19 protein-coding genes are annotated in these 23,760 nt (G+C 63.9%); 12 read left to right on the top strand and 7 right to left on the bottom strand.

Annotation, left to right across the window (positions count from 1 at the left end; translation table 11 throughout):
* The first annotated feature begins 15 nt into the window (after nucleotides 1–15).
* The 4 genes from BMW76_RS22055 (at nucleotide 16) to BMW76_RS22070 (ending at nucleotide 5,202) form a co-directional block, all read left to right on the top strand.
* The gene (locus BMW76_RS22055; RefSeq protein ID WP_090868933.1) at nucleotides 16–1,149 is read left to right on the top strand and encodes an alpha-D-ribose 1-methylphosphonate 5-triphosphate diphosphatase; all 1,134 of its coding nucleotides are present in this window, start codon (nucleotides 16–18) and stop codon (nucleotides 1,147–1,149) included.
* 431 nt (nucleotides 1,150–1,580) lie between these two features.
* Complete coding sequence (locus BMW76_RS22060; RefSeq protein WP_090868936.1) at nucleotides 1,581–2,363, top strand: ABC transporter substrate-binding protein; 783 nt, start codon at nucleotides 1,581–1,583, stop codon at nucleotides 2,361–2,363.
* A gap of 249 nt (nucleotides 2,364–2,612) precedes the next feature.
* Nucleotides 2,613–3,728 (top strand): succinylglutamate desuccinylase/aspartoacylase family protein, encoded by a 1,116-nt coding sequence (locus tag BMW76_RS22065; RefSeq protein WP_090869130.1) that lies wholly within the window; start codon nucleotides 2,613–2,615, stop codon nucleotides 3,726–3,728.
* Between the two features lie 307 nt (nucleotides 3,729–4,035).
* Nucleotides 4,036–5,202 (top strand): porin, encoded by a 1,167-nt coding sequence (locus BMW76_RS22070; protein ID WP_090868938.1) that lies wholly within the window; start codon nucleotides 4,036–4,038, stop codon nucleotides 5,200–5,202.
* Nucleotides 5,203–5,320: 118 nt separating this feature from the next.
* Here BMW76_RS22070 and BMW76_RS22075 read toward each other — a convergent pair whose 3' ends face one another.
* Nucleotides 5,321–5,548: a hypothetical protein gene (locus tag BMW76_RS22075; protein ID WP_090868942.1), complete on the bottom strand. Its 228-nt coding sequence runs from the start codon at nucleotides 5,546–5,548 to the stop codon at nucleotides 5,321–5,323.
* A gap of 298 nt (nucleotides 5,549–5,846) precedes the next feature.
* Between BMW76_RS22075 and BMW76_RS22080 the strand changes: the two genes are divergently transcribed.
* From BMW76_RS22080 to BMW76_RS22090, 3 genes are all read left to right on the top strand, one after another.
* Nucleotides 5,847–6,233 carry a DUF6232 family protein gene (locus BMW76_RS22080; protein WP_090868944.1) on the top strand — a complete coding sequence of 129 codons (387 nt, stop codon included), beginning with the start codon at nucleotides 5,847–5,849 and terminating at the stop codon, nucleotides 6,231–6,233.
* 139 nt (nucleotides 6,234–6,372) lie between these two features.
* Nucleotides 6,373–6,717 carry a hypothetical protein gene (locus BMW76_RS22085; protein WP_090869132.1) on the top strand — a complete coding sequence of 115 codons (345 nt, stop codon included), beginning with the start codon at nucleotides 6,373–6,375 and terminating at the stop codon, nucleotides 6,715–6,717.
* 232 nt (nucleotides 6,718–6,949) lie between these two features.
* Nucleotides 6,950–8,101, top strand: coding sequence for a hypothetical protein (locus BMW76_RS22090; protein WP_245763313.1), 1,152 nt, complete (start codon nucleotides 6,950–6,952; stop codon nucleotides 8,099–8,101).
* A gap of 147 nt (nucleotides 8,102–8,248) precedes the next feature.
* Here the strand turns inward: BMW76_RS22090 and BMW76_RS22095 are convergent, their stop codons facing one another.
* On the bottom strand, nucleotides 8,249–10,702 hold the full coding sequence (locus BMW76_RS22095) for a glycogen/starch/alpha-glucan phosphorylase (protein WP_090868946.1): 2,454 nt from the start codon (nucleotides 10,700–10,702) through the stop codon (nucleotides 8,249–8,251).
* A 454-nt stretch (nucleotides 10,703–11,156) separates the two neighbouring features.
* On the opposite strand from BMW76_RS22095, the gene BMW76_RS22100 reads away from it, so the two are divergent.
* Nucleotides 11,157–11,384, top strand: a complete 228-nt coding sequence (locus tag BMW76_RS22100) for a hypothetical protein (RefSeq protein WP_090869136.1) — start codon at nucleotides 11,157–11,159, stop codon at nucleotides 11,382–11,384.
* Nucleotides 11,385–11,771: 387 nt separating this feature from the next.
* Nucleotides 11,772–13,151, top strand: coding sequence for an MFS transporter (locus BMW76_RS22105; RefSeq protein WP_090869138.1), 1,380 nt, complete (start codon nucleotides 11,772–11,774; stop codon nucleotides 13,149–13,151).
* 105 nt (nucleotides 13,152–13,256) lie between these two features.
* Here the strand turns inward: BMW76_RS22105 and ltaE are convergent, their stop codons facing one another.
* Nucleotides 13,257–14,261, bottom strand: a complete 1,005-nt coding sequence (gene ltaE, locus BMW76_RS22110) for a low-specificity L-threonine aldolase (protein ID WP_090868948.1) — start codon at nucleotides 14,259–14,261, stop codon at nucleotides 13,257–13,259.
* 96 nt (nucleotides 14,262–14,357) lie between these two features.
* Here ltaE and BMW76_RS22115 point away from each other — a divergent pair, with 96 nt between their 5' ends.
* Nucleotides 14,358–14,873: a hypothetical protein gene (locus BMW76_RS22115; protein WP_245763314.1), complete on the top strand. Its 516-nt coding sequence runs from the start codon at nucleotides 14,358–14,360 to the stop codon at nucleotides 14,871–14,873.
* On the top strand, nucleotides 14,866–15,324 hold the full coding sequence (locus BMW76_RS22120) for a DUF2846 domain-containing protein (RefSeq protein ID WP_090868950.1): 459 nt from the start codon (nucleotides 14,866–14,868) through the stop codon (nucleotides 15,322–15,324). Before BMW76_RS22115 ends, BMW76_RS22120 begins: the two co-directional genes overlap by 8 nt.
* A gap of 166 nt (nucleotides 15,325–15,490) precedes the next feature.
* Here BMW76_RS22120 and BMW76_RS22125 read toward each other — a convergent pair whose 3' ends face one another.
* From BMW76_RS22125 to BMW76_RS22140, 4 genes are all read right to left on the bottom strand, one after another.
* Nucleotides 15,491–18,238 (bottom strand): bifunctional diguanylate cyclase/phosphodiesterase, encoded by a 2,748-nt coding sequence (locus tag BMW76_RS22125; RefSeq protein WP_090868952.1) that lies wholly within the window; start codon nucleotides 18,236–18,238, stop codon nucleotides 15,491–15,493.
* The gene (locus BMW76_RS22130) at nucleotides 18,238–19,083 is read right to left on the bottom strand and encodes a substrate-binding periplasmic protein (protein ID WP_090868954.1); all 846 of its coding nucleotides are present in this window, start codon (nucleotides 19,081–19,083) and stop codon (nucleotides 18,238–18,240) included. The genes BMW76_RS22125 and BMW76_RS22130 overlap by 1 nt, the downstream gene beginning before the upstream one ends.
* A gap of 254 nt (nucleotides 19,084–19,337) precedes the next feature.
* Nucleotides 19,338–19,919, bottom strand: coding sequence for a YdeI/OmpD-associated family protein (locus tag BMW76_RS22135; protein WP_090868956.1), 582 nt, complete (start codon nucleotides 19,917–19,919; stop codon nucleotides 19,338–19,340).
* Between the two features lie 107 nt (nucleotides 19,920–20,026).
* The gene (locus BMW76_RS22140) at nucleotides 20,027–21,385 is read right to left on the bottom strand and encodes an MFS transporter (RefSeq protein ID WP_090868958.1); all 1,359 of its coding nucleotides are present in this window, start codon (nucleotides 21,383–21,385) and stop codon (nucleotides 20,027–20,029) included.
* Between the two features lie 735 nt (nucleotides 21,386–22,120).
* Between BMW76_RS22140 and oxlT the strand changes: the two genes are divergently transcribed.
* A complete protein-coding gene (gene oxlT, locus BMW76_RS22145) occupies nucleotides 22,121–23,470 on the top strand; it encodes an oxalate/formate MFS antiporter (RefSeq protein WP_090868960.1) in 1,350 nt (449 codons plus the stop codon).
* Nucleotides 23,471–23,760 lie beyond the last annotated feature (290 nt).

Genomic DNA, 23,760 nt, shown 5'->3' on the forward strand with positions numbered 1-23,760 from the left:
ATACGGAGCACCCAGATGTTGATCAAGAACGCTCGCGTCGTGACGCGGGACGAAGTTTTCAACGGCGTCGTGCAGGTCGAAGACGGCGTGATTCGCGATGTCGCGCGCGGCACCACATCCGCCGCCGACGCCCAGGACTGGGACGGCGACTACCTGTTGCCGGGCCTGATCGAACTGCATACGGACAATCTCGAGAAGCATCTGGTGCCGCGTCCGGGCGTCGAATGGAATACGGATGCCGCGTTCGTGATCCACGACGCGCAGGTGGCGGCCGCCGGCATCACGACGGTGTTCGATGCGCTCGCGATCGGCTCGCGATCGAACGTCGGCTTGCGCGGCCGCGATACGCAGACGCGTTGCGCGCAGGCGCTGCAGCGCTTCTCCGAGCGCAAGCTGCTGCGCGCCGAGCACTTCCTGCATCTGCGCTGCGAGATCGCGACGCCCGATGTCGTCGAAGTGTTCGATACGCTGAAGGACCATCCGCTGCTGCGTCTCGCTTCCGTGATGGATCACACGCCCGGCCAGCGCCAATGGCACGACCGCGAGCAATGGCGCCGCTTCCAGGAGCGCCACGGCAAGATGACGGACGAACACGTGGCCGCGACGCTCGTCGCGCTCGAAGACGAACAGCAGCGCTTCGCAGACCGGCATCGCCATGAGATCGTCGAGCGCTGCAAGGCGCTGGGCGTGCCCGTCGCGAGCCACGACGACACGCTCGTCGAGCACGTGCGGCAGGCCGCTGACGAGGGCATCGTACTCGCCGAATTCCCGACCACGCGCGTCGCCGCCGAAGCGGCGCACCGTCACGGCATCGCGACGATCATGGGCGCGCCGAACATCGTGCGCGGCGGCTCGCACTCGGGCAACGTGTCGGCGCTGGAGCTGGCGAAGGCGGGGCTGCTCGATATCCTCTCGTCCGACTACGTGCCGTCGAGCCTGCTGACGGCCGCCTTCGAGCTTGTGGACAAGGCCGACTGGTCGCTGCCGCAGGCGATGGCAACCGTGTCGGCGGAACCGGCGCGCACGGCCGGCCTGCATGACCGCGGCGCGATCGAAATCGGGCTGCGCGCGGATTTCGTCCGCGTGACGATGCTGGATGCATTGCCCGTCCCGCGCGCAACATACCGCGCGGGTGAGCGGATCGTTTGATAAGCGCCACCTGATAGCGTGTTCGATACGGCTTCTGTACGGGCCGCCCGGCCCGTCTCGGCCCGTTCGGGTCGCTGAGCGAAAGCACTGATGGAAAAGCGTTTGCCGCACTGCCGCATGAGCGGCAAGCGCTCCCGCCAAAAGCGCCCCGCCGCGTCGCGCGTGCCAGTCGGCGGCTGTCGATCGGAGGCTGTCGATTGGCTTTCGGCTCGTCTTCTTGCCCCATATCACAAAACCGCCCTTTAGAGGCAATACTCCTGTGCCATCCGGTGTTTCACTAGCACCGCAAATATTTTGATTTGTTAAGCTTGGCGCGCGCTGCTGGCGGCTGGCCAGCGGCCATAGACAAGCCCGGACACAACGGCCGGGCATCGTCGCGCAGCGGCACGACCGCATGCGGGACACTTCGAACCACTCCCGGGAGTACATCAGTGAAAAAACTGCTTGCGGCTTTGACGGTTGCCCTGCTCGCCACCGTTTCGATCGGCGCACACGCAAAAGACTGGACCACCATCCGTTTCGGCGTCGACGCCAGCTATCCGCCGTTTGAATCGAAGGGCTCCGACGGCAAGCTGGTCGGCTTCGACATCGATCTCGGCAACGAGATCTGCGCGCGCCTGAAGGCGAAGTGCGTGTGGGTCGAGAACGACTTCGACGGCATGATCCCGGCGCTGAAGGCGAAGAAGTTCGACGGCGTGCTGTCGTCGATGTCGATGACGCCGCAACGCGCCGAACAGATCGCTTTCTCGTCGAAGCTGTTCAACACGCCGACGCGCCTCGTCGCGAAGAAGGGCTCGAACATCCTGCCGACGGCGGAATCGCTGTCGGGCAAGTCGGTCGGCGTCGAACAGGGCACGATCCAGGAAACGTACGCAAAGACCTACTGGGAGCCGAAGGGCGCGAAGGTCGTGCCGTACCAGAACCAGGACCAGGTTTATGCTGACCTGATCTCGGGCCGTCTGGACGCTGCGCTGCAAGACGCCGTGCAGGCTGAAATCGGCTTCCTGAAGACGCCGCGCGGCGCGGGCTTCCAGTTCGTCGGCAAGGATCTCGAAGACAAGAAGATCCTGGGCGAAGGCGCTGGCATCGGCATGCGCAAGGAAGACACCGATCTGAAGGCGAAGGTCGACAAGGCCATCGCCGACATCATCAAGGACGGCACGTACAAGAAGATCGAGAAGAAGTACTTCGACTTCGACGTGTACGGCGGCTGATCGTCGCCGCATCGCGCGAGGCACGCAGCGCCGCGCCTCGCGACGCTACGCAGACGGGCTCCCTTCGGAGCCCGTTTCGTTTTTTGGCCCAGGCAACGAGCCGCCCCGTTCGCCCGCGCCGCCCAAATGGGCTAAGATCGAACGGTTCATCGGCGCGATCGTTGATTTGTTGTGCGCGCCACCGTTTTCAGCCTCATCCCTTTGCAACTACAGCGCACGTTCCGCGTCGTTCGCAGCGCCACATCGATCATGCAAACCCACAATCATCCGCTGATTTCCCCGACCCTCGGCACCGCTCGCAGCCTGACGAGCTTCCACTACGGTCCGAGCGGCAGCCAGAAGGTCTATATCCAGTCGTCGCTGCACGCGGACGAGCTGCCCGGCATGCTGGTGTCGTGGGCGCTGCGCCGCAAGCTCGAAGCGCTCGAAGCCGCGGGCAAGCTGCGCGGCGAAGTCGTCGTCGTGCCCGTCGCGAACCCGATCGGGCTGAACCAGCATGTGCTCGGGCTGCTCGCCGGCCGCTTCGAAACGAACACCGCGCAGAACTTCAATCGCAACTTCTACAACCTGTTCGATCTGATCGAGCCCGTGATCGAAGAGCGTCTGACGGGCGACGCGGACCAGAACCGCATGATCGTCCGCCAGGCGATGCGCGAAGCGCTAGACACGCAAAAGCCCCGCACCGAAATCGAATCGCAGCGTCTCGCGCTGCAACAGCTGTCGTACGACGCGGACATCGTGCTCGACCTGCATTGCGACTGGGAAGCGGCGCTGCATCTGTACACGAACCCGGACCTGTGGCCCGACGTCGAGCCGCTCGCGCGCTATCTGGATTCGAAAGCGTCGCTGCTCGCAGTCGATTCCGTCGGCAATCCGTTCGATGAGATTCACAGCTTCTGCTGGTCCGAACTGCGCACGCGCGTCGGCGACCGCTTCCCGATTCCGAACGGCTCGATCTCGGTGACGATCGAGTTGCGCAGCCAGCGCGACGTCTCATACGAGTTCGCCGAGCACGACGCGCAAGGCATCATCGAATACCTGACGCATCGCGGCCTGATCGCGGGCGAAGCCGCGCCGCTGCCGCCGCTCGAGTTCGCCGCGACGCCGCTCGCAGGCACCGAGCCGATCGTGACGCCCGCAAGCGGCGTCGTCGTGTATCGCCAGGAAGTGGGCAAGTGGGTCGAAGCGGGCGAGCCCGTCGCCGATATCGTCGATCCGCTGACGAACCGCGTCGTCACACTCAAGACGAACGTGGCGGGCGTGATGTACGCGCGCCATCTGTCGCGCTTTGCCCAGGCCGGAATGGAGATCGCGCGCATTGCGGGCGCGAAGGCGTATCGCACGGGGCAATTGCTGTCGGCATAAGGATGCCGTGCGGCGAGCGCCGCCTCGCTTCGCAACGAATCGCCCGCCTTGCGCGGGCGATTCTGTTTGCAGCGCTTGAAGCGCTTGTGCGCTTGCGCGCCTGTCAACGGCGCCGCGCAGCGCATATGCACAGGTTCGCGCACAAGCCTTTCGTACGCGAATGATCATCTGTCGCATTTGTACGACAAATCTATTAGAAATATTTACTGTCATATTGCTTTCTCTTGCTCCCTATAAATTTCCGCCCGTCGCGCGACCTGCCGGAGAGCCAGGCTCGCGATTGCACCTTAAAAACCGGAGAAAGCTTTTGAACAAGAAGATCATTACCACCGCTCTACTCGCCTCGGCTTTTGCAGGCTCCGCACACGCACAAAGCAGCGTCACGCTGTATGGCCTGATCGACGCTGGTATCAGCTACGCGAATCACTCGAAGACGGCATCAGGCGGCTCGGAAAAGCTGTTCAAGTATGACGACGGCGTCGCGCAAGGCAGCCGTTGGGGCCTGCGCGGCACGGAAGACCTGGGCGGCGGCCTGAAGGCACTGTTCGTGCTGGAAAGCGGCTTCAACAGCGGCAACGGTACGTCGGGCCAGGGCGGCGCGCTGTTCGGCCGCCAGGCGTATGTCGGTGTGTCGAAGGATGGCATCGGCTCGCTGACGTTCGGTCGTCAATATTCGTTCTCGACCGACTACTTGGGCGGCAACTATTCGACGGGCGGCCTGACGGTTGCCGGTAACTACGCTTACCACATCAACGACGTCGACCAGCTGACGTCGAGCCGCATCAACAACGCAGTCAAGTTCAGCAGCGCGAACTTCGCGGGCTTCACGTTCGGTGCGATGTACGGCTTCTCGAACTCGACGGCATTCGCCGGCGCACCGGCATCGGGCACGGCGGCTAATCCCGTCGCAGGCTCGTCGCGCGCGTACAGCTTCGGCCTGAACTACGCGAACGGCCCGATCGGCCTCGGCGCAGCGTACACGGACATCCGCTTCCCGAGCCAGGCAACGCCCGCCTTCTCGACGTCGATCGCAAACGTCGGCACGGGCACCGTGCGCGACCTGCGCACGTTCGGCCTCGGCGGCCGCTACATCATCGGACCGGCTACGCTCTACGCGCTGTGGACGAACACGCACTTGGAGCCGATCACGGGCGCATCGACGACGTTCAACAACTATGAAGGCGGCGTCAAGTACGCGTTCACGCCGGCGCTGGCAGGCGGCCTCGGCTACACGTACTCGCAACTGACGGGCGCGACGCATGGCCACTTCAACCAGGTGGACGCAAGCGTCGACTACGCACTGTCGAAGCGCACCGATGTCTACGCGCTCGCGATCTATCAAGACGCGTCGGGCAAGACGGGTACCACGCCGATCCAGGCTCAGATCGGTTCGTCGACGTCGTACTTCAACACGTCGGGTTCGGGTTCGCAGAACCAGCTGGCGTTCCGCGTCGGCATGCGCCACAAGTTCTAAGCTGTGCCGCGAAGCGAGGTGCCGCTGGGCACTTCGCTTCCGCGCAGATGGACTGGATGGAGAACGCTCCGCTCGCAGAGCGTTTTCTTTTTCTGATGCGCCACTGCGCGTCGCGGCGCTAGTCCGGCGTCACGAATATCCGTATCTCCCCGTTCGGCGTCGGCATGGTGAAGTCGCACGTGCGGCCCGCGCGCACGTCGAAGAGCAGCCGGTCGAGCCGTTCGACCTGCGCCGCCTTTTCGCCCGCGGTCAACCCAACGGCGTCATCCGAATCCTTCAGCAGCGCCTGCCGCGCGGTCAGAATGCGTGCGACCGCGCTCGATCTCGATACGAAAACCTCTTCCATCACGGATACATCCTTCAGGCGCGGTCATATGAAAACGCCGCACGCCGCGCCAGCTACGTTCAAAAGCACTGCGCCCGCCTTTACGCCGGCGCGTGATGATTTTATGGGGATGCGGGAATTCCTGCCGCGATGCGTACACGAACGCACTCGCGCGCGGCTCGGTGCCATGCGTCGAACGGCCGTCGTCGAAGCGGACGCGACCCAACGCCGCAACACCTGTTCCCGGACATGGCGTGCCAACCGGCCCGCCGTCCGATCTGTTACGCTGCGCCCTTTCCCTCAGCCTGAATCTGTGAAGATGGAAATTCCATTCAACGAACGCGGCGTCTCGGTCACGCGCAATGCCTTGTCGGCGGCCGGCCAGGTTTTTCCGTTGCGCGACATCCGGAACGTGCGCGTCGTCACCGTGTACAAGAACAAGGTCCTGCCGTACGCGATTTCGCTGATCGGCGCAGCGGGCGCGGTTGTCGGCGGCATCTATGCGTCGCCCGCGGGCATCGTGTGCGGCGTGATGCTGATCGTGGTCGGCTGGCTCACGTGGCGCACGCAGGACGTCACGCATCGCCTGATGATCCAGACTGGCGACGCCGAACGCGAAGCGTTGTCCAGCATCGACCTGCCGTTCGTCGAGCGCGTCGCGCAGACGGTCCGTGAGGCGCTCGCCGCCCCTGCGCAGAAGAACTGACGACCCACGACTGCACGCGCCGTCTTTACGGAAAATTGACGGCGCCCGCGGTTCCTTTTTTCACGAGCTTGAGATGCTGCCCGCTACAGTGGACGCGTCTCAACAGCCGCGCCGCCAATCACGCGGCGGCGCATCGACGATGCAATCGCAACCCATCCTCGCTTCATCGCGCGCCGCTTCGCGCCGCACGCCGGCCACGGACCGCGCGCAGCAACCGGCGTTGTCCCTCGTGACGATCGACGTGACCGTGCCGGGCACCTCGTCGGCGTCGGGCCGCCGTGCATTGCAGAAAGCGCTCGGCGAAGGCTCGCGTCTCTTCGTGATCGACCTCGACAAACGCAACGCGTGCATCACCTTTCGCATCGATGTGATGGCGCGCAGCGTCGGCGATGTGGTCGGCGCACTCGCGGGCGCACTGCGCCGCGCCACCATCGGCCGCGTGCACGCCGTCTGCGTCACGCATCCGATCGCGCGACGCCACTGACCGGGCGCCGCGGCGAACAGGCGCGACGCCGCGCCACGTACACACATTTTTGCAGGTGGCTCAGACCGCGCGCGTAGAGTCGGCGGTCCTGTCATCTCGCGTGCCCTTGCGCCAGGCCAACCGCGCATTGCGAACGAAAAGCCGTCCGCGTTCGCCGAAACCTGAAGCGCCACGCCTGCCCTGCGGAGCGTGGCTGTCGCCGGGACCACGCATTTTCTGCAAGGTGTGTGCGATGCCTGTCCCGATGTTTGTTCCGTCGTTTGTTCCGTCGTTTTTCCTGCTGTTTGTCCTGCTGTTTGGCTCGTTCTTTGCGCCGCTGTTTGCCTCGCTGTCCGCTCATCTCTTCCGGTGCAAGGCCGGCCTTGCCGGCGTACTGACCGTGCTCGCGCTCGCGGCCTGCTCCACGCCGATCTCGACGCCCGTTCCGCCACAGATGAAAGCGAGCCTCATCAACGAAGGACGCGACGGACTGCTCGTGCCGCTGAACGCCGAACGCAGCGACACGCACGGCCGCACGTCGATCGGCCTGCCCGTGCAGATGGACGGCAAGGCGGTCTATCTGATGCTCGATACGGGCACGCGCGGCGTGCGTGTGCTGTCGTCCGTCCTGCCTCGTTCGAACTATCCGGCAGCGGGCGCGCGGACTTCGCTCGCCTTCGCGACGGACGCGCAGGTTTCCGGCGCCGTCGTCAACGTGCCGCTGAGCATCGCGGGCACGAAGCCCGTCGATGTCGCCGCGCAAGCCGTCGACGAAGTCAGCTGTCTGAAGACCAATAAGCACTGCGTCGCGCAGGACGGCTACACGGGCGAATTCGGCTGGGCGTTCTCGGGCCTCCTGGGCATCGGCGCCGATGAGCCGCGCGACGCGTGCTGCACGCAGCCCCTGCGCGCGCTGCCCGCGAACATCGGTCAACGCTATCTGGTGCGCTCGAACCTCAATCGCCCGTTTCTCGTGCTGAGCCCGTCGAATGCGCTGACCAAAGACTTCACGCTCGTGCCGTTCGCCGTCGCGAAGGACGGCTCGACGCAATGGCCGACGGGCTGCGTGCAAGTGGCCAGCAAGATGCGCTTTTGCGCGCCCGTCGTCTTTTCGACGGGCGGCACGGACATGATCCGCGTCGAGACCGACAAGGCCCCCGACTGGGCCGGCGATACCGACGAGCACAAGGCATTCGCGCAAGGCAACTACGACGTGGTGCTCGGCGTCGGCGACTGGGCGCATCGCTTCAACGATGCGCAAACGGCCATCGTAAAAGCCGCGCCGGGCGCGAACCGTATCGTGATCGGGCTGATGTCGCTGCAGAGCATCGACGTGCTGTTCGATTTCACCAACGGCAAGCTCGGCTTGCGCGCGTCGAAAGAGATCGAACGGATGGGCGGCTGAAACACGCGCGCTTCAGCCGAAGCGAACATACGAAGCGAAGATACGAAGCCAACATAGCCGACATAAAAGCAGCCGCCACGCGATTCGTCATCGCGCGGCGGCTTTTTCAATCGTCGAACGAGTCGAACAAGCCGAACGAGTCGACGATCATTCGATGTCGACGGGCTTCACGTTCCAGATATCGCGTGCGTACTCGGCGATCGTGCGGTCCGACGAGAATTGCCCCATGCCCGCGACGTTTTCGATCGCGCTCGACGTCCAGCCGCGCCGATCGACGTAGCGTCTGTCGACCTCTTCCTGCGCCTTCGCAAACGCCGCGAAATCCGCGAGCACCATGTAGTGATCGCCCCAATCGACGAGCGTGTGGAAGATATCCGAGAAGCGCAGCGGATCGTCCGGCGAGAAGAACCCCGTGCGGATCTGATCGAGCGCCACGCGCAGTTCCGGGTCGTGCTCGTAGATCTCGCGCGGCCGATACCCCATCGCGCGCAGATCGTCGACCTGATCGGCCGTATGCCCGAAGATGAAGATGTTCTCGCGGCCGACGGCTTCGCTGATCTCGATGTTCGCGCCATCCATCGTGCCGATCGTCAGCGCGCCGTTCAGCGCGAGCTTCATGTTGCCCGTGCCCGACGCTTCCGTGCCCGCCATCGAAATCTGCTCGGACAGATCGGCGGCGGGAATGATCAGTTCGGCGACGCTCACGCCGTAGTTCGGCACGAACACGACCTTGAGCTTGTCGCCGATCAGCGGATCGTTGTTCACCTTCTGGGCCACGTCGCCGATCAGCTTGATGATCGTCTTCGCCATCCGGTAAGCGGAGGCCGCCTTGCCCGCGAACATCACGACACGCGGCACCCAGTCGCGCTCCGGATGCGAGCGAATGCGGTTGTAGCGCACGATGACGTGCAGCACGTTCAGCAATTGCCGCTTGTATTCGTGGATGCGCTTGACCTGCAGATCGAAGAGCGCTTCGGGATCGAACGCCATCTTCGTGTGCTGCTGAAGCCGATGGATCAGACGCATCTTGTTCTGACGCTTCGCTTCATGGAAGGCGTCGATAAACGCGGCGTCGTTGCGCAGATCGCGCAGCTTCGACAGTTCGAACAGATCACGCCGCCAGTGCGTGCCGATCTGGTCGTCGATCAGCTTCGACATCGACGGACTCGCCTGTGCGAGCCAGCGGCGCGGCGTCACGCCGTTCGTCACGTTCGTGAAGCGCTCGGGGAACATGCGCGCGAAGTCCGCGAAGATATCGCGCGTCATCAGTTGCGAGTGCAACTTCGAGACGCCGTTTACTTTCTGGCTCGCGACGATCGCGAGATGCGCCATCCGCACGCGCCGCTGCCCGTATTCGTCGACGAGCGAAATACGCCGGATCATGTCGACGTCATGGCCCGAGTGCTCGCTCACGTGCTTGAGAAACTCGGCGTTGATCTCGAAGATGATTTCGAGGTGGCGCGGCAACAGGCGCGCGAGTGTCTCCACGTCCCACGTTTCGAGCGCTTCGGGCATCAGCGTGTGATTCGTGTACGAGAACATCTGCTGCACGTCTTTCCATGCTTTCGCCCACGGCACGTGATGCACGTCGACGAGCAGACGCATCAGTTCGGGAATCGCGAGCACCGGGTGCGTGTCGTTCAGATGCACGGCGACCTTCTCGGCGAAGCGGCCGAACGTGCTGTGCGTGCGCTGATAGCGGCGGATCAGGTCCTGCATCGTCGCCGACACGAAGAAGTACTCCTGACGCAAGCGCAACTCGCGGCCGGCGGGCGTGGAGTCGTCGGGATAGAGCAGGCGCGATACGTTCTCCGACATGTTCTTCGCATCGACGGCGCGGCGATAGTCGCCCTGATTGAACGCCGACAGATCGAGCTCTTCCGTCGCGCGCGCGGACCACAGGCGCAGCGTGTTCGTCGCGCTCGTCGCGAAGCCGGGGATCACGGTGTCGTAGGCCATCGCGTTCACATGCTGCGTTTCGATCCACTCGACGTGGCCGTCGCGCTGCACCGTGCGTCCGCCGAAATGCACGATGTACTGCACTTCAGGGCGCGGAAATTCCCACGGGTTGCCCGCGCGCAGCCAGTAGTCCGGCGTTTCGATCTGCTCGCCATCGACGATCTGCTGCTTGAACATCCCGTATTCGTAGCGGATGCCATAGCCGAAGCCCGGAATGCCGAGCGTCGCCATCGAATCCAGGAAGCACGCGGCGAGCCGTCCGAGGCCGCCATTGCCGAGCGCGGCATCCGGCTCGAGATCGGTCAGCGATTCCATATCGACGCCGAGGCCCGCCAGCGCTTCCTTCATCTGGTCATAGATGCCGAGCGCGAGCAGCGCATTCGTGAACGTGCGCCCGATCAGAAATTCCATCGACAGGTAATACACACGCTTCACATCCTGCTCGTATTGCAGGCGCGTGGTTTTCATCCAGCGCGCGACGAGCCGGTCGCGCACAGTGAGCGCCGCGGCGTGCAGCCAGTCTTGCGGGCGCGCTGTCACGGCGTCCTTGCCGACACCGTACATCATGCGGTTGGAGATCGAGCGCCGCAGCGCATCGACGGTACTGTTGAGCTGGTCGAATTCCAGATCCACCGCTGTCATCGAAACCTCCGGTAAATCGACGCGGCGCGCGCTTTATTGCATGCGTCTCATGCGCGGGCGGCGCGAGCCGGTCTGGTGGATAAATAAGCAGAGTAGGACATTTTGCGTGATCCCGCGTCTGCCGCCGTTCGTTGTGTCGCTGGGTTCGCGCGTTGCTTCCGGCGTCCTGGTGCCGGATTGCACCCGCTATCTATCCAAGCAGACACGGGCGGCAGCCGCACAGTTCCATGTTCGCTGGCTTGAGATTCGATCTGCATGGCGCCTCGCGTCTTTGCGTTTCGCACGATGCGGGTGCAGAAGGCTCTGTTCCTTGCACTAGTATGGATGAGTAACAAGGCGGATCGGAGACAGCATGGTTCTGCCGCGCCGTTCCCCGTCCCGTTGCATGCCGTTGCATGCCGTTGCTCAGCCGCTGCTCAGCCGCTCGCGTCGCCGCGCTCCGATGGAGGTCGAAATGAACGCACAATCCGTGCTCGGTATGATCCACGCGCAGGAACTGCTGATCGTATCCCTCATCCGCGCGCTGCCACCCGACGCGCGGCGCAAGGTTTCCGATGAGTTTCACGGCCAGGTCGAACTTGCCGAGGCACCGCATCTGAGCGACGGCCATGACCGTGAATTGACGGAAGCATTCAGGGCACATCTCCGCAAGCTGTCGATCCTGCTCGCGTCGTGTAGTTGAAACCGGCGACCGCGCTGGATGGCGAATCGCTTGCCGTGGGATCGCGCAGCGCGTTCGCGCGTTCGCTCGTTCGCCGCCGTCGCATCCCAAACTCATCTGCGCGGCGTGGACCTGGCGGTTAGTTGCATCACACGCTACCGCATAGTTTCCGACGACGCACGCGTGCCTCACACTCCAGCGCCCGCTTGCAACCACCTTTCATACAGGCCATTTCTGCCTGGCTCCGAGCACGATCCGCGCGGCTCTGCAACAATTGCTACATTCGCGCCGAGCGCCGCTGCACCGTTGCGCTGCTCCCCGGCGCGCGCCTGTTGTGCCATTCCAGCCCTTGCCGAGCCGTCCTTGTCAGAGATCACGCCCAACCCGGCGCGCGTCGCCGATGCGCCCATGTCCACCCGTCACCGCTATGCGTTGGCGGCGATCATGCTGTCCGTCGCGCTCGCCTCGCTCGATACCGCGATCGCCAACACCGCGTTGCCCGCAATGGCCGCGAATCTGCATGCGAAGCCGGCCGCGTCCGTGTGGATCATCAACGCGTATCAGCTTGCAATGGTCGCGACGCTGCTGCCGCTCGCCGCGCTCGGCGATATCGTCGAACACCGGCGCATCTATATCTGCGGCATCGCGATCTTCACGGCGGCCTCGCTCGCGTGCGCGCTCTCGCCGACGCTGCCCGTGCTCGCAGGCGCCCGCGTCGTGCAGGGACTCGGCGCGGCCGCCATCATGAGCGTCAACACGGCGCTGATCAAACATATGTACCCGCCGCATCAGCTGGGGCGCGGCGTGGGGCTCAATGCGCTGGTCGTGGGCGTGTCGTTCGCCGTGGGACCGACGGTGGCGTCGCTGATCCTGTCTGTCGCGAGCTGGCCGTGGCTCTTTGCCGTCAACGTGCCGCTCGGCATATTGGCGCTCTCGTTCGCGCTGCCGGGACTGCCGCGCACGCCGCGCGGCGTGCATCAATTCGACAGGATCGCGGCACTGCTGAACGTCGTCACGTTTGCCGCGCTGATCTTCGCGTTGGGCGAAGCGGCGCAGCGCGCGCCGTCGACGCTCGTGCTGGGTGCCGCCGCCGTCGCCATCGTGTTCGGCGCGCTGCTGATGCGCCGCGAAGCGGGCCACCCTGCGCCGATGCTGCCCGTCGATCTGTTCAGGCTGCCCGTGTTCGCGCTTTCGTCGCTGACGGCCGTGTGCTCGTTCGCCGCGCAAGGGCTCGCGTTTGTCTCGCTGCCGTTCTATTTCGAGGATGTCTTGCATCGCAGCCAGGTCGAGACCGGCTTTCTGATGACGCCCTGGCCCGTGATCGTCGCGCTTGCGGCGCCATTTGCGGGACGTCTGTCGGACCGCTATCCGCCGGGGCTGCTCGGCGCGATCGGCCTCGCGATTCTATGCGGCGGCATGGCCTCGCTCGCGATGCTGCCGCCGCATCCGCCCGTGCTCGACATCACGATTCGCATGGCGATCTGCGGCGCGGGCTTCGGCTTTTTCCAGTCGCCCAACCTGAAAGCACTGATGGCAAGCGCGCCGCCTCATCGCAGCGGCGGCGCGAGCGGCATCATCGCGACATCGAGGCTGATCGGGCAGACGACGGGCGCGGCCCTCGTCGCGCTGAGCTTCAGCATTGCGGGCCGCCATGGCCCGACGCTGTCGCTAGCGACGGGCGCCGTGTTCGCCGGCGCGGCCAGCATCGCGAGCGGCTTGCGGCTCTTCGCGCCGTCGCATCGCGCGCAGACCACCGCCGCGACCATGACGGCGGCGAAGGAGCAATAGGCGGCAAGGCGCGCGCGGGCTGCAGAAAACACGGCGCGCCGTTCGGTGCACAACACGAAGGCAGCGCACAGCGAACAGCGCACAGCGCGCCGATCAGCGCGCCGATCAGCGCGCGAAATATCCCTTCACAGCGGTGACGAACGTATCGATATCGGCACGCGACACGTCCATGTGCGTGACGAAGCGCGACGCGTACAACATCTGCGTGAGGATGCCGCGTTCCTTGAGCCACGCTTCGAGCGGCGCGCAATGCTCTTGCGGAAACTGCGCGAACACCATGTTGGTGGCGTGCGACTGCACCTTCAACTGATCGATCTGCGCGAGACCCGCGGCGAGATGCGCGGCATTATCGTGGTCTTCGGCGAGACGTTCGACGTTGTGCTCGAGCGCATACAGACACGCCGCCGCGAGCAGCCCCGCCTGCCGCATGCCGCCGCCCAGCACCTTGCGCCAGCGGTGCGCGACGTCGATCAGCGCCTTGCTGCCGACCAGCACCGAACCCACAGGCGCGCCCAGCCCCTTCGAAAAGCAGATCGATACCGTATCGAACGGCGCGCACAGCGCATCGACGGGTCGCTTCGACGCGACGGCTGCATTGAACACGCGCGCGCCGTCGAGATGCGTGGACAGCCCGCGTTCGCGCGCGAGCTGCGTGGCCTCGGCGACATAGCCCGCGAGCAGCACCTTGCCGCCGATCGTGTTTTCGAGCGCGAGCAGACGCGTGCGCGCGAAGTGATTGTCGATGGGCTTGATCGCGGCCACGATCTTGTCGAGAGGAAGCGAGCCGTCGAGCGCATTCTCGATCGGCTGCGGCTGGATGCTGCCGAGCACGGCCGCGCCGCCGCCCTCGTACTTGTACGTGTGCGCGGCTTGCCCAACGATGTACTCGTCGCCGCGCGCGCAATGCGCCATCAATGCGGCGAGATTGCTCTGCGTGCCGCTCGGGAAGAACAGCCCTGCCTCCTTGCCCGCACGCCCGGCGACGGTGTCTTGCAGACGCTGGACCGTCGGGTCGTCTCCCCAGACATCGTCGCCGACTTCGGCGGCTGTCATCGCGGCGAGCATGTCCTTGCTCGGTCGGGTCACGGTATCGCTGCGCAAATCGATCATGTGCTTTTCCTCGTGGATGACGAAGCGCCTCACGTACAACGGCACGGCGTGTGAAGCGCGCAATTGAATCCGCAGAGTGTATCAACTCCGCTCGCGATGAGCAGTCAGCCGGATGGCCAGGTACCTCGTTTCCATCAGCGGGCGGGTCGTCACGCGGCGCTCAAGATTTGCGTCCATCGGCCGATACAGCAATTGCCGACACACCTGAGAGACCCCGCTTTGAAAACGAAGATATGGCTGGCGTCGATTGCCGCCTCTGTTGCGTTGTGCGCATGCGCGCCGTCCGTGCCCGTTCAGGGCGTTCAGTTCACGCCGGTGGCCGCCACACAGCAGCAGCGCATGCGGATAGTCGACACCGTGCATATCCGACTCTCGACGGGGTATTCGCGGCGCATTTCGAGCGGTTCGCTCTGGCGTCTGGCAGGCGAGCTTCCGCAGGGTTTTGCGTACAGGCCGATCAACGACGTGTTCACCGTCGAAGGCCGGCAGGTGCACGAGGCCTGGCTCGTGGTGAAAAACGAGCGCCTGGTGGGCTTCTATCTGCCCGGCGAATCGCATTTCTCCCCGCTCGATCCCACACAATCGATAACTACCGAGACCCTCCATGATTAAGCTTTCCCGAGTCCTTATCGCTGCATCGGCAGCCGCACTGCTCGCAACGGGCTGCGCCAGCGGCCCCGAATTCAAGGACGTTGCGTCGTCGATCCCGACGATCAAGGAATCGCAAGGCCGCATCTACTTCTATCGTTCGAACTCGCTGATCGGCGCGGCCCTGCAGCCGGACATCAACCTGAACGATCAGGCTGTCGGCAAATCGAAGCCGGGCGGCTTCTTCTACGTCGACGAGCCGGCCGGCGACTATGTCGTCTCGACCACCACCGAAACCAAGAAGACGCTCTCGTTCAAGCTCGAAGCGGGCGAAACGAAATACGTGAAGACGAGCGTCGGCCTGGGCCTGCTGGTCGGCCGCATCATCCCTTCGCTGGAATCGTCGGAGGTCGCCAACAAGGACCTCGAAGGCCTGCACTACATCGGCACGCCGACCACGGCAGCTTCGAAGTAACGCCGCACGGCAAGTGGGGCGGCGCAGTGAGGCCGCCCACGAGGTCCCAGGACGCGAAGTGCGCAGCGCAGGAACCGGCCGGCGGCATCCCGGCATGCCGCGGGCCTTCACGCGTTTCTTCACGCGCTTCTTCACGCGTTCGCTGCGCGCAGCGAACGCAGTGACTTCAGGGCATCTCGACGGCCCATTGCCGCGAATCGAAGGTATCGGCGAATGCTTCGAAGCCTTCGATGGGAAGCGGGCGGCAGAACAGATAGCCCTGATACGCATGACATCCCGCGTCGGCAAGAAACCGACGCTGCGCTTCCGTCTCGACGCCCTCCGCGATCACGCCCAGCCCGAGGCTTTGCGCGAGCGCGACGATCGCGCGCGCGATCACGGCATCGTTCGGATCGTCGAGCACATCGCGCACGAACGACCTGTCGATCTTCAATTGCCCGAGCGGCAAGCGCTTCAGATACGACAGCGACGAGTAGCCGACGCCGAAGTCGTCGAGCGAAAACACCACGCCCTTTGCGCGCAGCAACGTCATCTTGCGGATGATGTCCTCGACGTTGTCGACCAGCACGCTTTCCGTCAGCTCGAGTTTCAGACGGCTCGGATCGGCGCCCGTGCGCGCCAGCACGTCGAGCACGCTGGCGACGAAATCGACTTCGCGAAGCTGCTGCACGCTCACGTTGACGGCGATCGACAGATGCGCCCTGTCCGCACGCGCCGCCCATTGCGCGAGCTGCCGGCAAGCCGTTTCCAGCACCGTGTCGCCGAGCGCGAGAATCAGGCCCGTCTCTTCCGCGAGCGGGATGAACTCGGCGGGCGGAATCAGCCCGTGCTCGGGATGCTGCCAGCGCACGAGCGCCTCAGCGCCCGTCACGCGGTCGCCGTTGAACACCTGCGCCTGGTAGTGCACGAGCAACTGGTCTTCGTCGATTGCGCGGCGCAGCGCCGCTTCCAGCGCCGCGCGTTCCATCACGACCGTCTGCATCGCCGGATCGAAGAAACAGATCGCGTTGCGCCCGCTTTCCTTCGACTTGTACATCGCAAGGTCGGACTGTTTCAGCAGCTCGTCGATCGACGTTTCGTGTCCCGTGAAGAGCGTCGCGCCGATGCTCGCCGTCGTGCGGAATTCCGTGCCGTCGAGATGGTACGTCCGCGAAAGCGCCACCAGCACCTTTTCGGCGGCAGCCTCGGTTTCGGCGGCCGCGTCCTGGCGGTTGCGGCTCAGGTCGCTCAGCACGACCACGAATTCGTCGCCGCCCATGCGCGCGACCGTATCGCCTTCGCGCACGGCCGACAGCAACCGGTACGCGACCTGGCTCAGCAGCAGATCGCCCTTGTCGTGGCCGAGCGTGTCGTTGAGCGTCTTGAAGTTGTCGAGATCGACGAACAGCAGCGCGCCGTGCGTATGGTTCTGCGCGCTGAGCGCGATCACCTGCTTCAGCCGGTCGCGCAGCAGCGTGCGGTTCGGCAGATGCGTGAGCGCGTCGAAGAACGCCAGCTCCTTGATCTGCTCTTCCGCGAGCTTGCGCTCCGTGATGTCGTAATGCGTGCCGACGTAATGCGTGACGCGGCCGTCCTGCGCGGTGACGGCCGTGATCGTCAGCCACTTCGGATAGATTTCGCCGTTCTTGCGGCGATCCCAGATCTCGCCCTGCCAGCCGCCGACGCGATGGATGGTGTCCCACATCTCGCGAAAGAACGCGGGCTCGTGACGGCCCGAGCTGAGCATGCGCGGATTCTTGCCGACCACTTCTTCGGCCGTGTAGCCCGTGCATTGCGTGAACGCCGAATTGACGCGCAGGATCGTGCCTTTGGCGTCCGTGACCATCATGCCTTCCAGCGAATCGAACGCGACGGCGGCGATGCGCAGCTCCGCCTCGCTCTCGCGAACCTCGGCCGTCATCTTCGAAGCGAGCCGCATCGCGCGGCTGCGGCCGCTCGCGAGGCTCCACGCAAGCAGCGCGAGCAACAGCGAAAGCCCCGTGCCCGTGCAGGCGATCAGCAGCTTCGCGTTGCGCCCGAAGCGCGCCTTGAAGTCGTCCTGCGCCGTCATCGACAGCGTCCAGTCGTGCCCGCCCACCACGAGATATTCGTTCGCCGAGATCACCTCGCGGCTCTTCGGTTCCGACGACCGGTAGAGCAGCGACTCCGGCGACGGCTGCGTGCCGTCGTAAATCGACAGATAGAGACCGGGCGGCTGTTCGCCATAGAGACTCGCGAGCACGTCGCGCATGCGAAACGCCGCATACACCCAGCCGAGCAGATGCGCGCGGCGGTCGTCGACGGTGTCTTGCGGCTTGCCTTGCTCGTAGATGGGCAGGTACATGACGAAACCGGGCAGCGGCGGCGCACCCGCATCCGATGCGAGCTGCACCTTGCCCGACACCACGGCGAGCCCTGAATCGCGCGAGCGCTCCATCGCCTGGCGGCGCACGGGACTGGCCCACGCGTCGTAGCCGAGCAGATTGCCGCCGTCGGCGAGCGGCGGCTCGCGGCCGATCACGGGCGCGTAGCCGGCACGCTCGCCGGGCGGATCGATCGCATAGCGCCGGCCGAAGCGCCCGCGCATGTCGGCCATGTGCGCGTCGTGCCTGCTGGCGGGCACCCATTGGACGATGCCGATTGCCTGCACGCCCGAGAAGTTCGCGTCGGCGTTGACGGCGCCGAGATAGCCATGAAACGCCTGCAGATCGAGCGAGCCGCGCGCCGCGAACATGCCCTGCACGCCGCGCAGCATCTGCTCGTAGGTCGCCATCCGCTGCTCGACGCGGCTGACGGAATCGCCCAGCGCGAAGTTGAATTCGGAAAGCAGTTCACGCCTCGCCGCCTGGCGCTCGTGATCCCATACGGACCAGGTGATCGCCAATCCGGTCACGAGAATCAGCAGCGGCAGCAGGATGAGGCGCGCGCGGTTCATCACGGTGTCGTGAAATCGACCATCGAATCGGCCAGCTCGGGTTTGAAATACTTCCTGAAAATGCGGCGCACGGTGCCGTCCGCGCGCATCGCGGCGACGAGCGCGCGCCACTTCTCCCGCTCCTCGGGCGACAGCGCCTTCTTCGACATGATGAGGCCGTGCGGCACCGCGGCGTCGTTGAATTCGATGATCGTGGTGATGTCGTGGATGCGCTTCTCATCCAGCGCCGGATAGTCGAACGGCTCGATGATCATCCCCTGAATGCTGCTGCGCATCAGCGCCTGGTAAAGCGGCTCGAGGCCGCCCGCCTGACTGACGCGATTGCCCGCAGCAAGCGTATCGACCAGTTCGTTGGCCGACTGACTATACCGGAAGCTCCGGATCACGCCGAGTTGAAACCTGTCGTTGTGTTCGAAATCGGACAACTGATGGATGCCGGCGTCCTTGCGCACGAGCAGATAGAACTTGTCGCTGAAGTACCAGGCGAACGACGCGTAGCCGTCGCGTTCCTCGTTCGTGATGCCGGACAGGCTGAAGTCGAGCGCGCCGGATTCGATCAGCTTCCAGATGCGCGCCCGCGACATCAGGCTCACGCGGATCTCGCAGCCGCTGCGGCGAATCATCTCGTCGGCGAAATCCTTGTCGATGCCCGTGTTCGTTTCCAGCGAATACAGCAGGCCGTGATCGTGCAGCGCGAGCGTGAACGGCCGCGAGCAGTCGGGGCCGCCGCTTTGGACGCTTTGGCCGCTCTGGCCGCTTTGCCCGCTCTGCGCGAATGCGTTGCTGCTCAGGGTGCTCATCGCGATGAGCAGGGTCAGCAAGCCGATGAGGCCACGGTGGATCACGGTGACTCCTGTTATTGACGCTCGTGTTCGGATTCGGTCCGTGTCGGACGGCCGGCGAGGGCTGTCATGCGCACTGTCAGCCTTGCATGACGGTCGGCCCGCAGGTGAACAGACCTCACGCGTTAACGGCAAGGTATGACGATGACTTGAGCCGTTGTTTCAACAGGTGCTGGCAAAAATGACAAAGCGGTTAAAGCGTGCGTTTCTCACGGCAAATGATCCCCACTTCTTTATCCGTGAAGCGGAAATGCTTGTTACCGGTCATTCAGCCCCTTTCCATCGAGAATCTGCTGCCTGCACTTTTCGACTCGCGACGCCCTGGTTTTCGATTGCGTGGGCGCGGAGAAATAGAGAAGGTAAGCGCGTTGGCGTCCCGGCGTCAGCGCATCGAAAGCGTCTTTCAGCTCGGGCGTTTCGTCCAGTTTGTTCTGAAATTCTTCTGGAACGGCGAATTCCGCGGTCTTTTTTAAGGTCACCTTCAGGCCGGCTTTTTCTACTTCGACGGCTTCGCGGATATAGGACTTCAGGACGTCGGCCATCGCGTCGATGTCGCGCACATCGGTGAACCGTATCTGGCGTGACGACTGCACGTTTTCGGTTTGCGCGATCAGAATGCCTTTGGCGTCCTTTAGCAGTGCACCTTTGAAAAACAGAAGCGCGCAATATTCCTTGAATCCGTGCATCAGAACGACGTTTCTTTTATCGAACGTGTAGCAGGGGACGCCCCACTTCACTTCTTCCGTCAACTGGCAGTCGAGAATGATCGCTCTCAGTTTCTCAAACTCTTGCTGCCATTTTTTGTTCTTGCCTAGAAAGGCATCGACCTCAGGATTCATTTGCGGCGCTCCGACACGGAATGAACTTGTTATCTAACTGCATCCGCATAACAAGTCAACATCCTGCGGGAAGCGCCGCAGTCAGCGACGGCATGACGCCCGCTCGATCAATGTCCCAGCGACTCCACTTTATTCGGCAGCGTATCGACGCCATGCGGCCGCGCCATCTGCTTGACCAGCAACGCGACGCACGCGATCAGCCCCGCGACCGCGATCGTTGCGAACACGCCCGAAAACGTGAAATGCCGGCGCGTCAGTTCGGCAACGAGGAACGACCCCGCGATTCCGCCGAAGCGTCCGACGCCGAGCATCCATGCCACGCCCGTGCCGCGCCCTTCCGTCGGATAGAACGCAGCGGCAAGCGCCGGCATCGACGACTGGGCGGTATTCATCAACACGCCGGCAATGAACACGATCGCCACGAGCGCGCCGACATTGCCCGCCGCCTGTCCGATGAAATAGACGCTGACGGCCGTGAGCGCATAACAGACGGCGATCACGCGATTTGCGTTGAAGCGATCCATCAGCACACCGCACAAAACCGCGCCCACGCCGCCTAGCGGGAACAGCGCAGAAATCAGCGTCGCGCTCTTCGGCGTCAGCCCTGCGTCCTTCAACAGAATCGGCATCCAGTTGATCGACGCATAGAAGATCACGAGGCCCATGAAATACGTGATCCAGAGCATCACCGAGCCGATGATGTACGAACGCGACAGCACGACGCCCGCGCCCTTACCGCCCGTTTGCGGCGCGGTCTCGGTCATCACGAAGGAACCGGCATCCAGCGCTGCCGATGAAATGCGCGCGAGCGTCGCGCGAATCCGCTCGACGGCATGAAGGTTCGCCACCATGAAGCGCACCGACTCCGGCATCTTGATGAGCAGCACGACACCGAGCAGCAACGGCGTCACGCCGCCGAGCATCAGCACGCTGCGCCAGCCGAAATGCGGAATCATCCACGCGGCGAGAAAGCCGCCGAACGCCGCGCCAAGCGGAAAGCCGCAGAACATCAGGTTGATCACCGTCGCGCGGCGGCGATCGGGGCAGAACTCGCCCATCATCGTGACGGCATTCGGCATCGCGGCGCCAAGGCCGACGCCCGTGACGAAGCGCAGCACGGTCAGTTGACCGATGCTCGACGAAAACGCCGAAGCGAGACACGCAACGCCGAACAGGAACACCGAGCCGAGCAGCAGCGAACGACGTCCGAGGCGGTCCGACAACGGGCCCGAGCCGAGTGCGCCGCATGCGAGGCCGAACAGCGCGGCGCTCAGCACGGGCGCGAGATCGGGCCTCGACAGATGCCACTCCGTGAGCAACGACGGCGCAATAAAGCCGATTGCCGCCGTGTCGAAACCGTCCAGCAGGACGATCACGAAGCACATGAAGAATATGAGCCATTGAAAGCCGCCGAATGGCTGCTCGTTGATGAACGTCTGAACGTTCACGACGGAAGTGCGGTTCATCGCCTGTCTCCTACACACGGCGCAGCCTGCTGTGCTGCGTCCAGTCGTCCTAAAGTGCCTGGAAGCGATGCGCGATACCGACCTCCACGCCCCGCTTCGGACCTGTCAAGCGGCGCAAGCCGCACGTTTTGGCGTCGATATCCGTCCATCGCCAACTGTTCGTATATCGCACAATCTTTCAGATTGCGAACACTTTAGCCGTTGCGCTCGGCTAGCGTCAACGAAGGGTAACTACCGATGGCCGAAGCCGCCTCACGAGACCGCTCGTCGATACGGATGCCTTATCAAGCGTAGCAGGCGCTCCCGTCGAAACATCGTTGCGCCCCCAAGTGTTTTTTCCACCATTTACTTACAAACAAAAAACTTCCATTACGTTTTACTTTCATCTATAACGACAGGGCATGCGCGAACACGCCTGTCTCGTTGCATGTCCTCAGCCCGTCAGTGCTAGCCGACGGGCTTTTTTTTTGCTACCTCCGCATAAGCGGCGCTCACCAACAAATCCCTTTCATCAAACGAATCGACTCGGTGAAAACCCCTTGACTCTTTCACTTGACTTACTTGATATATCACATATCGTATGGGATCTATCAGCGCTGCATTTTTTAGCGGACGGTGATCGGAAGCGCGCAGTCCGAGCTTTCGCAAATTATTAGGCAAGCAAGTCGGCAACCACCGAGCATGGGACGAGAGTCGACGCGAAAGCGCCGGCTCCCGTCGATAAAGGAGACAGTGATGAAGACGGAGCATCAGGAACAGGCGGCATCGTGGTACGCATCACCGTGGGTGCAACTGGTATTCGGCGTGATCTGCATGGCAATGATCGCCAACATGCAATACGGCTGGACGTTGTTCGTCAACCCCATCGACGAGAAGTACCACTGGGGCCGCGCCGCCATTCAGGTCGCGTTCACCATCTTCGTTGTGACGGAGACATGGCTCGTGCCGATCGAGGGCTACCTCGTCGACAAGTACGGACCTAAACCCGTCGTGGTCGGCGGCGGCCTGCTGTGCGCGCTCGCCTGGGTGATCAACTCGATGGCGTCGTCGCTGCCGCTGCTGTACGTGGCGGCGGCCATCGGCGGCATCGGCGCGGGGGCCGTGTATGGCACGTGCGTCGGCAATGCGCTGAAGTGGTTCCCCAGCCGCCGCGGGCTCGCAGCGGGCATCACAGCGGCGGGATTCGGCGCGGGATCGGCGGCGACCGTCGTGCCGATTGCGAACATGATCAAGCACAGCGGATACGAAGCCACCTTCCTCTGGTTCGGCCTCGGCCAGGGGATCGTCGTGTTCGCGCTCGGTCTGTTCCTGCTTGCGCCGCCCGCCAGCATGCTCGTCGATGTGAGCCATGCGGTGAAGAGCGCGGTCAAGCGCGTCGTTCACAACGCCACGCCTCGCGAAGTGGTCTCCGCGCCCGTGTTCTGGGTCATGTATCTGATGTTCGTGATGATGGCGGCAGGCGGCCTGATGGCGACGGCGCAACTGGGCCCCATCGCCAAGGACTTCGGCTTGCACGATTCGCCCGTTTCGCTGATCGGTCTGACGCTGCCCGCGCTGACGTTCGCACTCGCGATCGACCGCGTGCTCAACGGCTTGACGCGCCCGTTCTTCGGCTGGGTCTCCGACCGCATCGGCCGTGAGAACACGATGTTCGTCGCGTTTGCGATCGAGGCGATCGGCATTGTCGCGCTGTCGAAGTTCGGCCACAGCCCGACTGCGTTCGTCGTGCTGACGGGCATCGTGTTCTTCGCGTGGGGCGAGATCTACAGCCTGTTCCCGGCCACGTGCGGCGATACGTTCGGACCGAAGTTCGCCGCGACCAACGCTGGCTTGTTGTACACGGCGAAAGGCACGGCCGCGTTGCTCGTGCCGTTCACGAGCATCGTCACGGCGGCGACGGGCAGCTGGCATGCCGTGTTCATGCTGGCATCCGGCATGGCCGCCGTCGCGGCGCTGCTGGCGCTGTTCGTGCTCAAGCCGATGCGGCGCGCGTATGCGCTCCAGCATACGGAGCCGTCGCTGGACACGCCGTACGAATCCACGCGCATCAGCGAATCGGCGCGCATCTCGGCGGGAGGACGCTGAAGCGCGGCGAGCGATTCCGCTGAACAACGCTGATCTGATCGGCGGCACGCGTTGCCGCCGCCGCTGTAAGGGTGTCCGCTTTGCGGTGGCAAAGACACTTGTCACGCACTTCCTCCGATCGCAAAGCGGACACCCGTTCATGCGCATATCAAACCTGACGCACTCTGTAGCAGCCGGCGTGACACACTGCCCCTGCCGCAAACGCTGGGACCGCGCGTCCGCGCAGCGCGCGCCGACGCGGAAGTCACGCCGCGCGCCGCGTCGTTCGCCTGGCACGAACCGTGCGCGCC

This window comes from Paraburkholderia diazotrophica (genome assembly GCF_900108945.1).
Taxonomy (GTDB): domain Bacteria; phylum Pseudomonadota; class Gammaproteobacteria; order Burkholderiales; family Burkholderiaceae; genus Paraburkholderia; species Paraburkholderia diazotrophica.

Bases quoted from the DNA above. Each gene is read 5' to 3' on its own strand.
- BMW76_RS22065 (WP_090869130.1), top strand. From the start codon at position 2,613: ATGCAAACCCACAATCATCCGCTGATTTCCCCGACCCTCGGCACCGCT.
- BMW76_RS22090 (WP_245763313.1), top strand. From the start codon at position 6,950: ATGCCTGTCCCGATGTTTGTTCCGTCGTTTGTTCCGTCGTTTTTCCTG.
- oxlT (WP_090868960.1), top strand. From the start codon at position 22,121: ATGAAGACGGAGCATCAGGAACAGGCGGCATCGTGGTACGCATCACCG.
- BMW76_RS22100 (WP_090869136.1), top strand. From the start codon at position 11,157: ATGAACGCACAATCCGTGCTCGGTATGATCCACGCGCAGGAACTGCTG.
- BMW76_RS22080 (WP_090868944.1), top strand. From the start codon at position 5,847: ATGGAAATTCCATTCAACGAACGCGGCGTCTCGGTCACGCGCAATGCC.
- BMW76_RS22075 (WP_090868942.1), bottom strand. From the start codon at position 5,548: ATGGAAGAGGTTTTCGTATCGAGATCGAGCGCGGTCGCACGCATTCTG.
- BMW76_RS22120 (WP_090868950.1), top strand. From the start codon at position 14,866: ATGATTAAGCTTTCCCGAGTCCTTATCGCTGCATCGGCAGCCGCACTG.
- BMW76_RS22135 (WP_090868956.1), bottom strand. From the start codon at position 19,919: ATGAATCCTGAGGTCGATGCCTTTCTAGGCAAGAACAAAAAATGGCAG.
- BMW76_RS22095 (WP_090868946.1), bottom strand. From the start codon at position 10,702: ATGACAGCGGTGGATCTGGAATTCGACCAGCTCAACAGTACCGTCGAT.
- ltaE (WP_090868948.1), bottom strand. From the start codon at position 14,261: ATGATCGATTTGCGCAGCGATACCGTGACCCGACCGAGCAAGGACATG.
- BMW76_RS22125 (WP_090868952.1), bottom strand. From the start codon at position 18,238: ATGAACCGCGCGCGCCTCATCCTGCTGCCGCTGCTGATTCTCGTGACC.
- BMW76_RS22055 (WP_090868933.1), top strand. From the start codon at position 16: ATGTTGATCAAGAACGCTCGCGTCGTGACGCGGGACGAAGTTTTCAAC.
- BMW76_RS22115 (WP_245763314.1), top strand. From the start codon at position 14,358: ATGAGCAGTCAGCCGGATGGCCAGGTACCTCGTTTCCATCAGCGGGCG.
- BMW76_RS22105 (WP_090869138.1), top strand. From the start codon at position 11,772: ATGTCCACCCGTCACCGCTATGCGTTGGCGGCGATCATGCTGTCCGTC.
- BMW76_RS22085 (WP_090869132.1), top strand. From the start codon at position 6,373: ATGCAATCGCAACCCATCCTCGCTTCATCGCGCGCCGCTTCGCGCCGC.
- BMW76_RS22140 (WP_090868958.1), bottom strand. From the start codon at position 21,385: ATGAACCGCACTTCCGTCGTGAACGTTCAGACGTTCATCAACGAGCAG.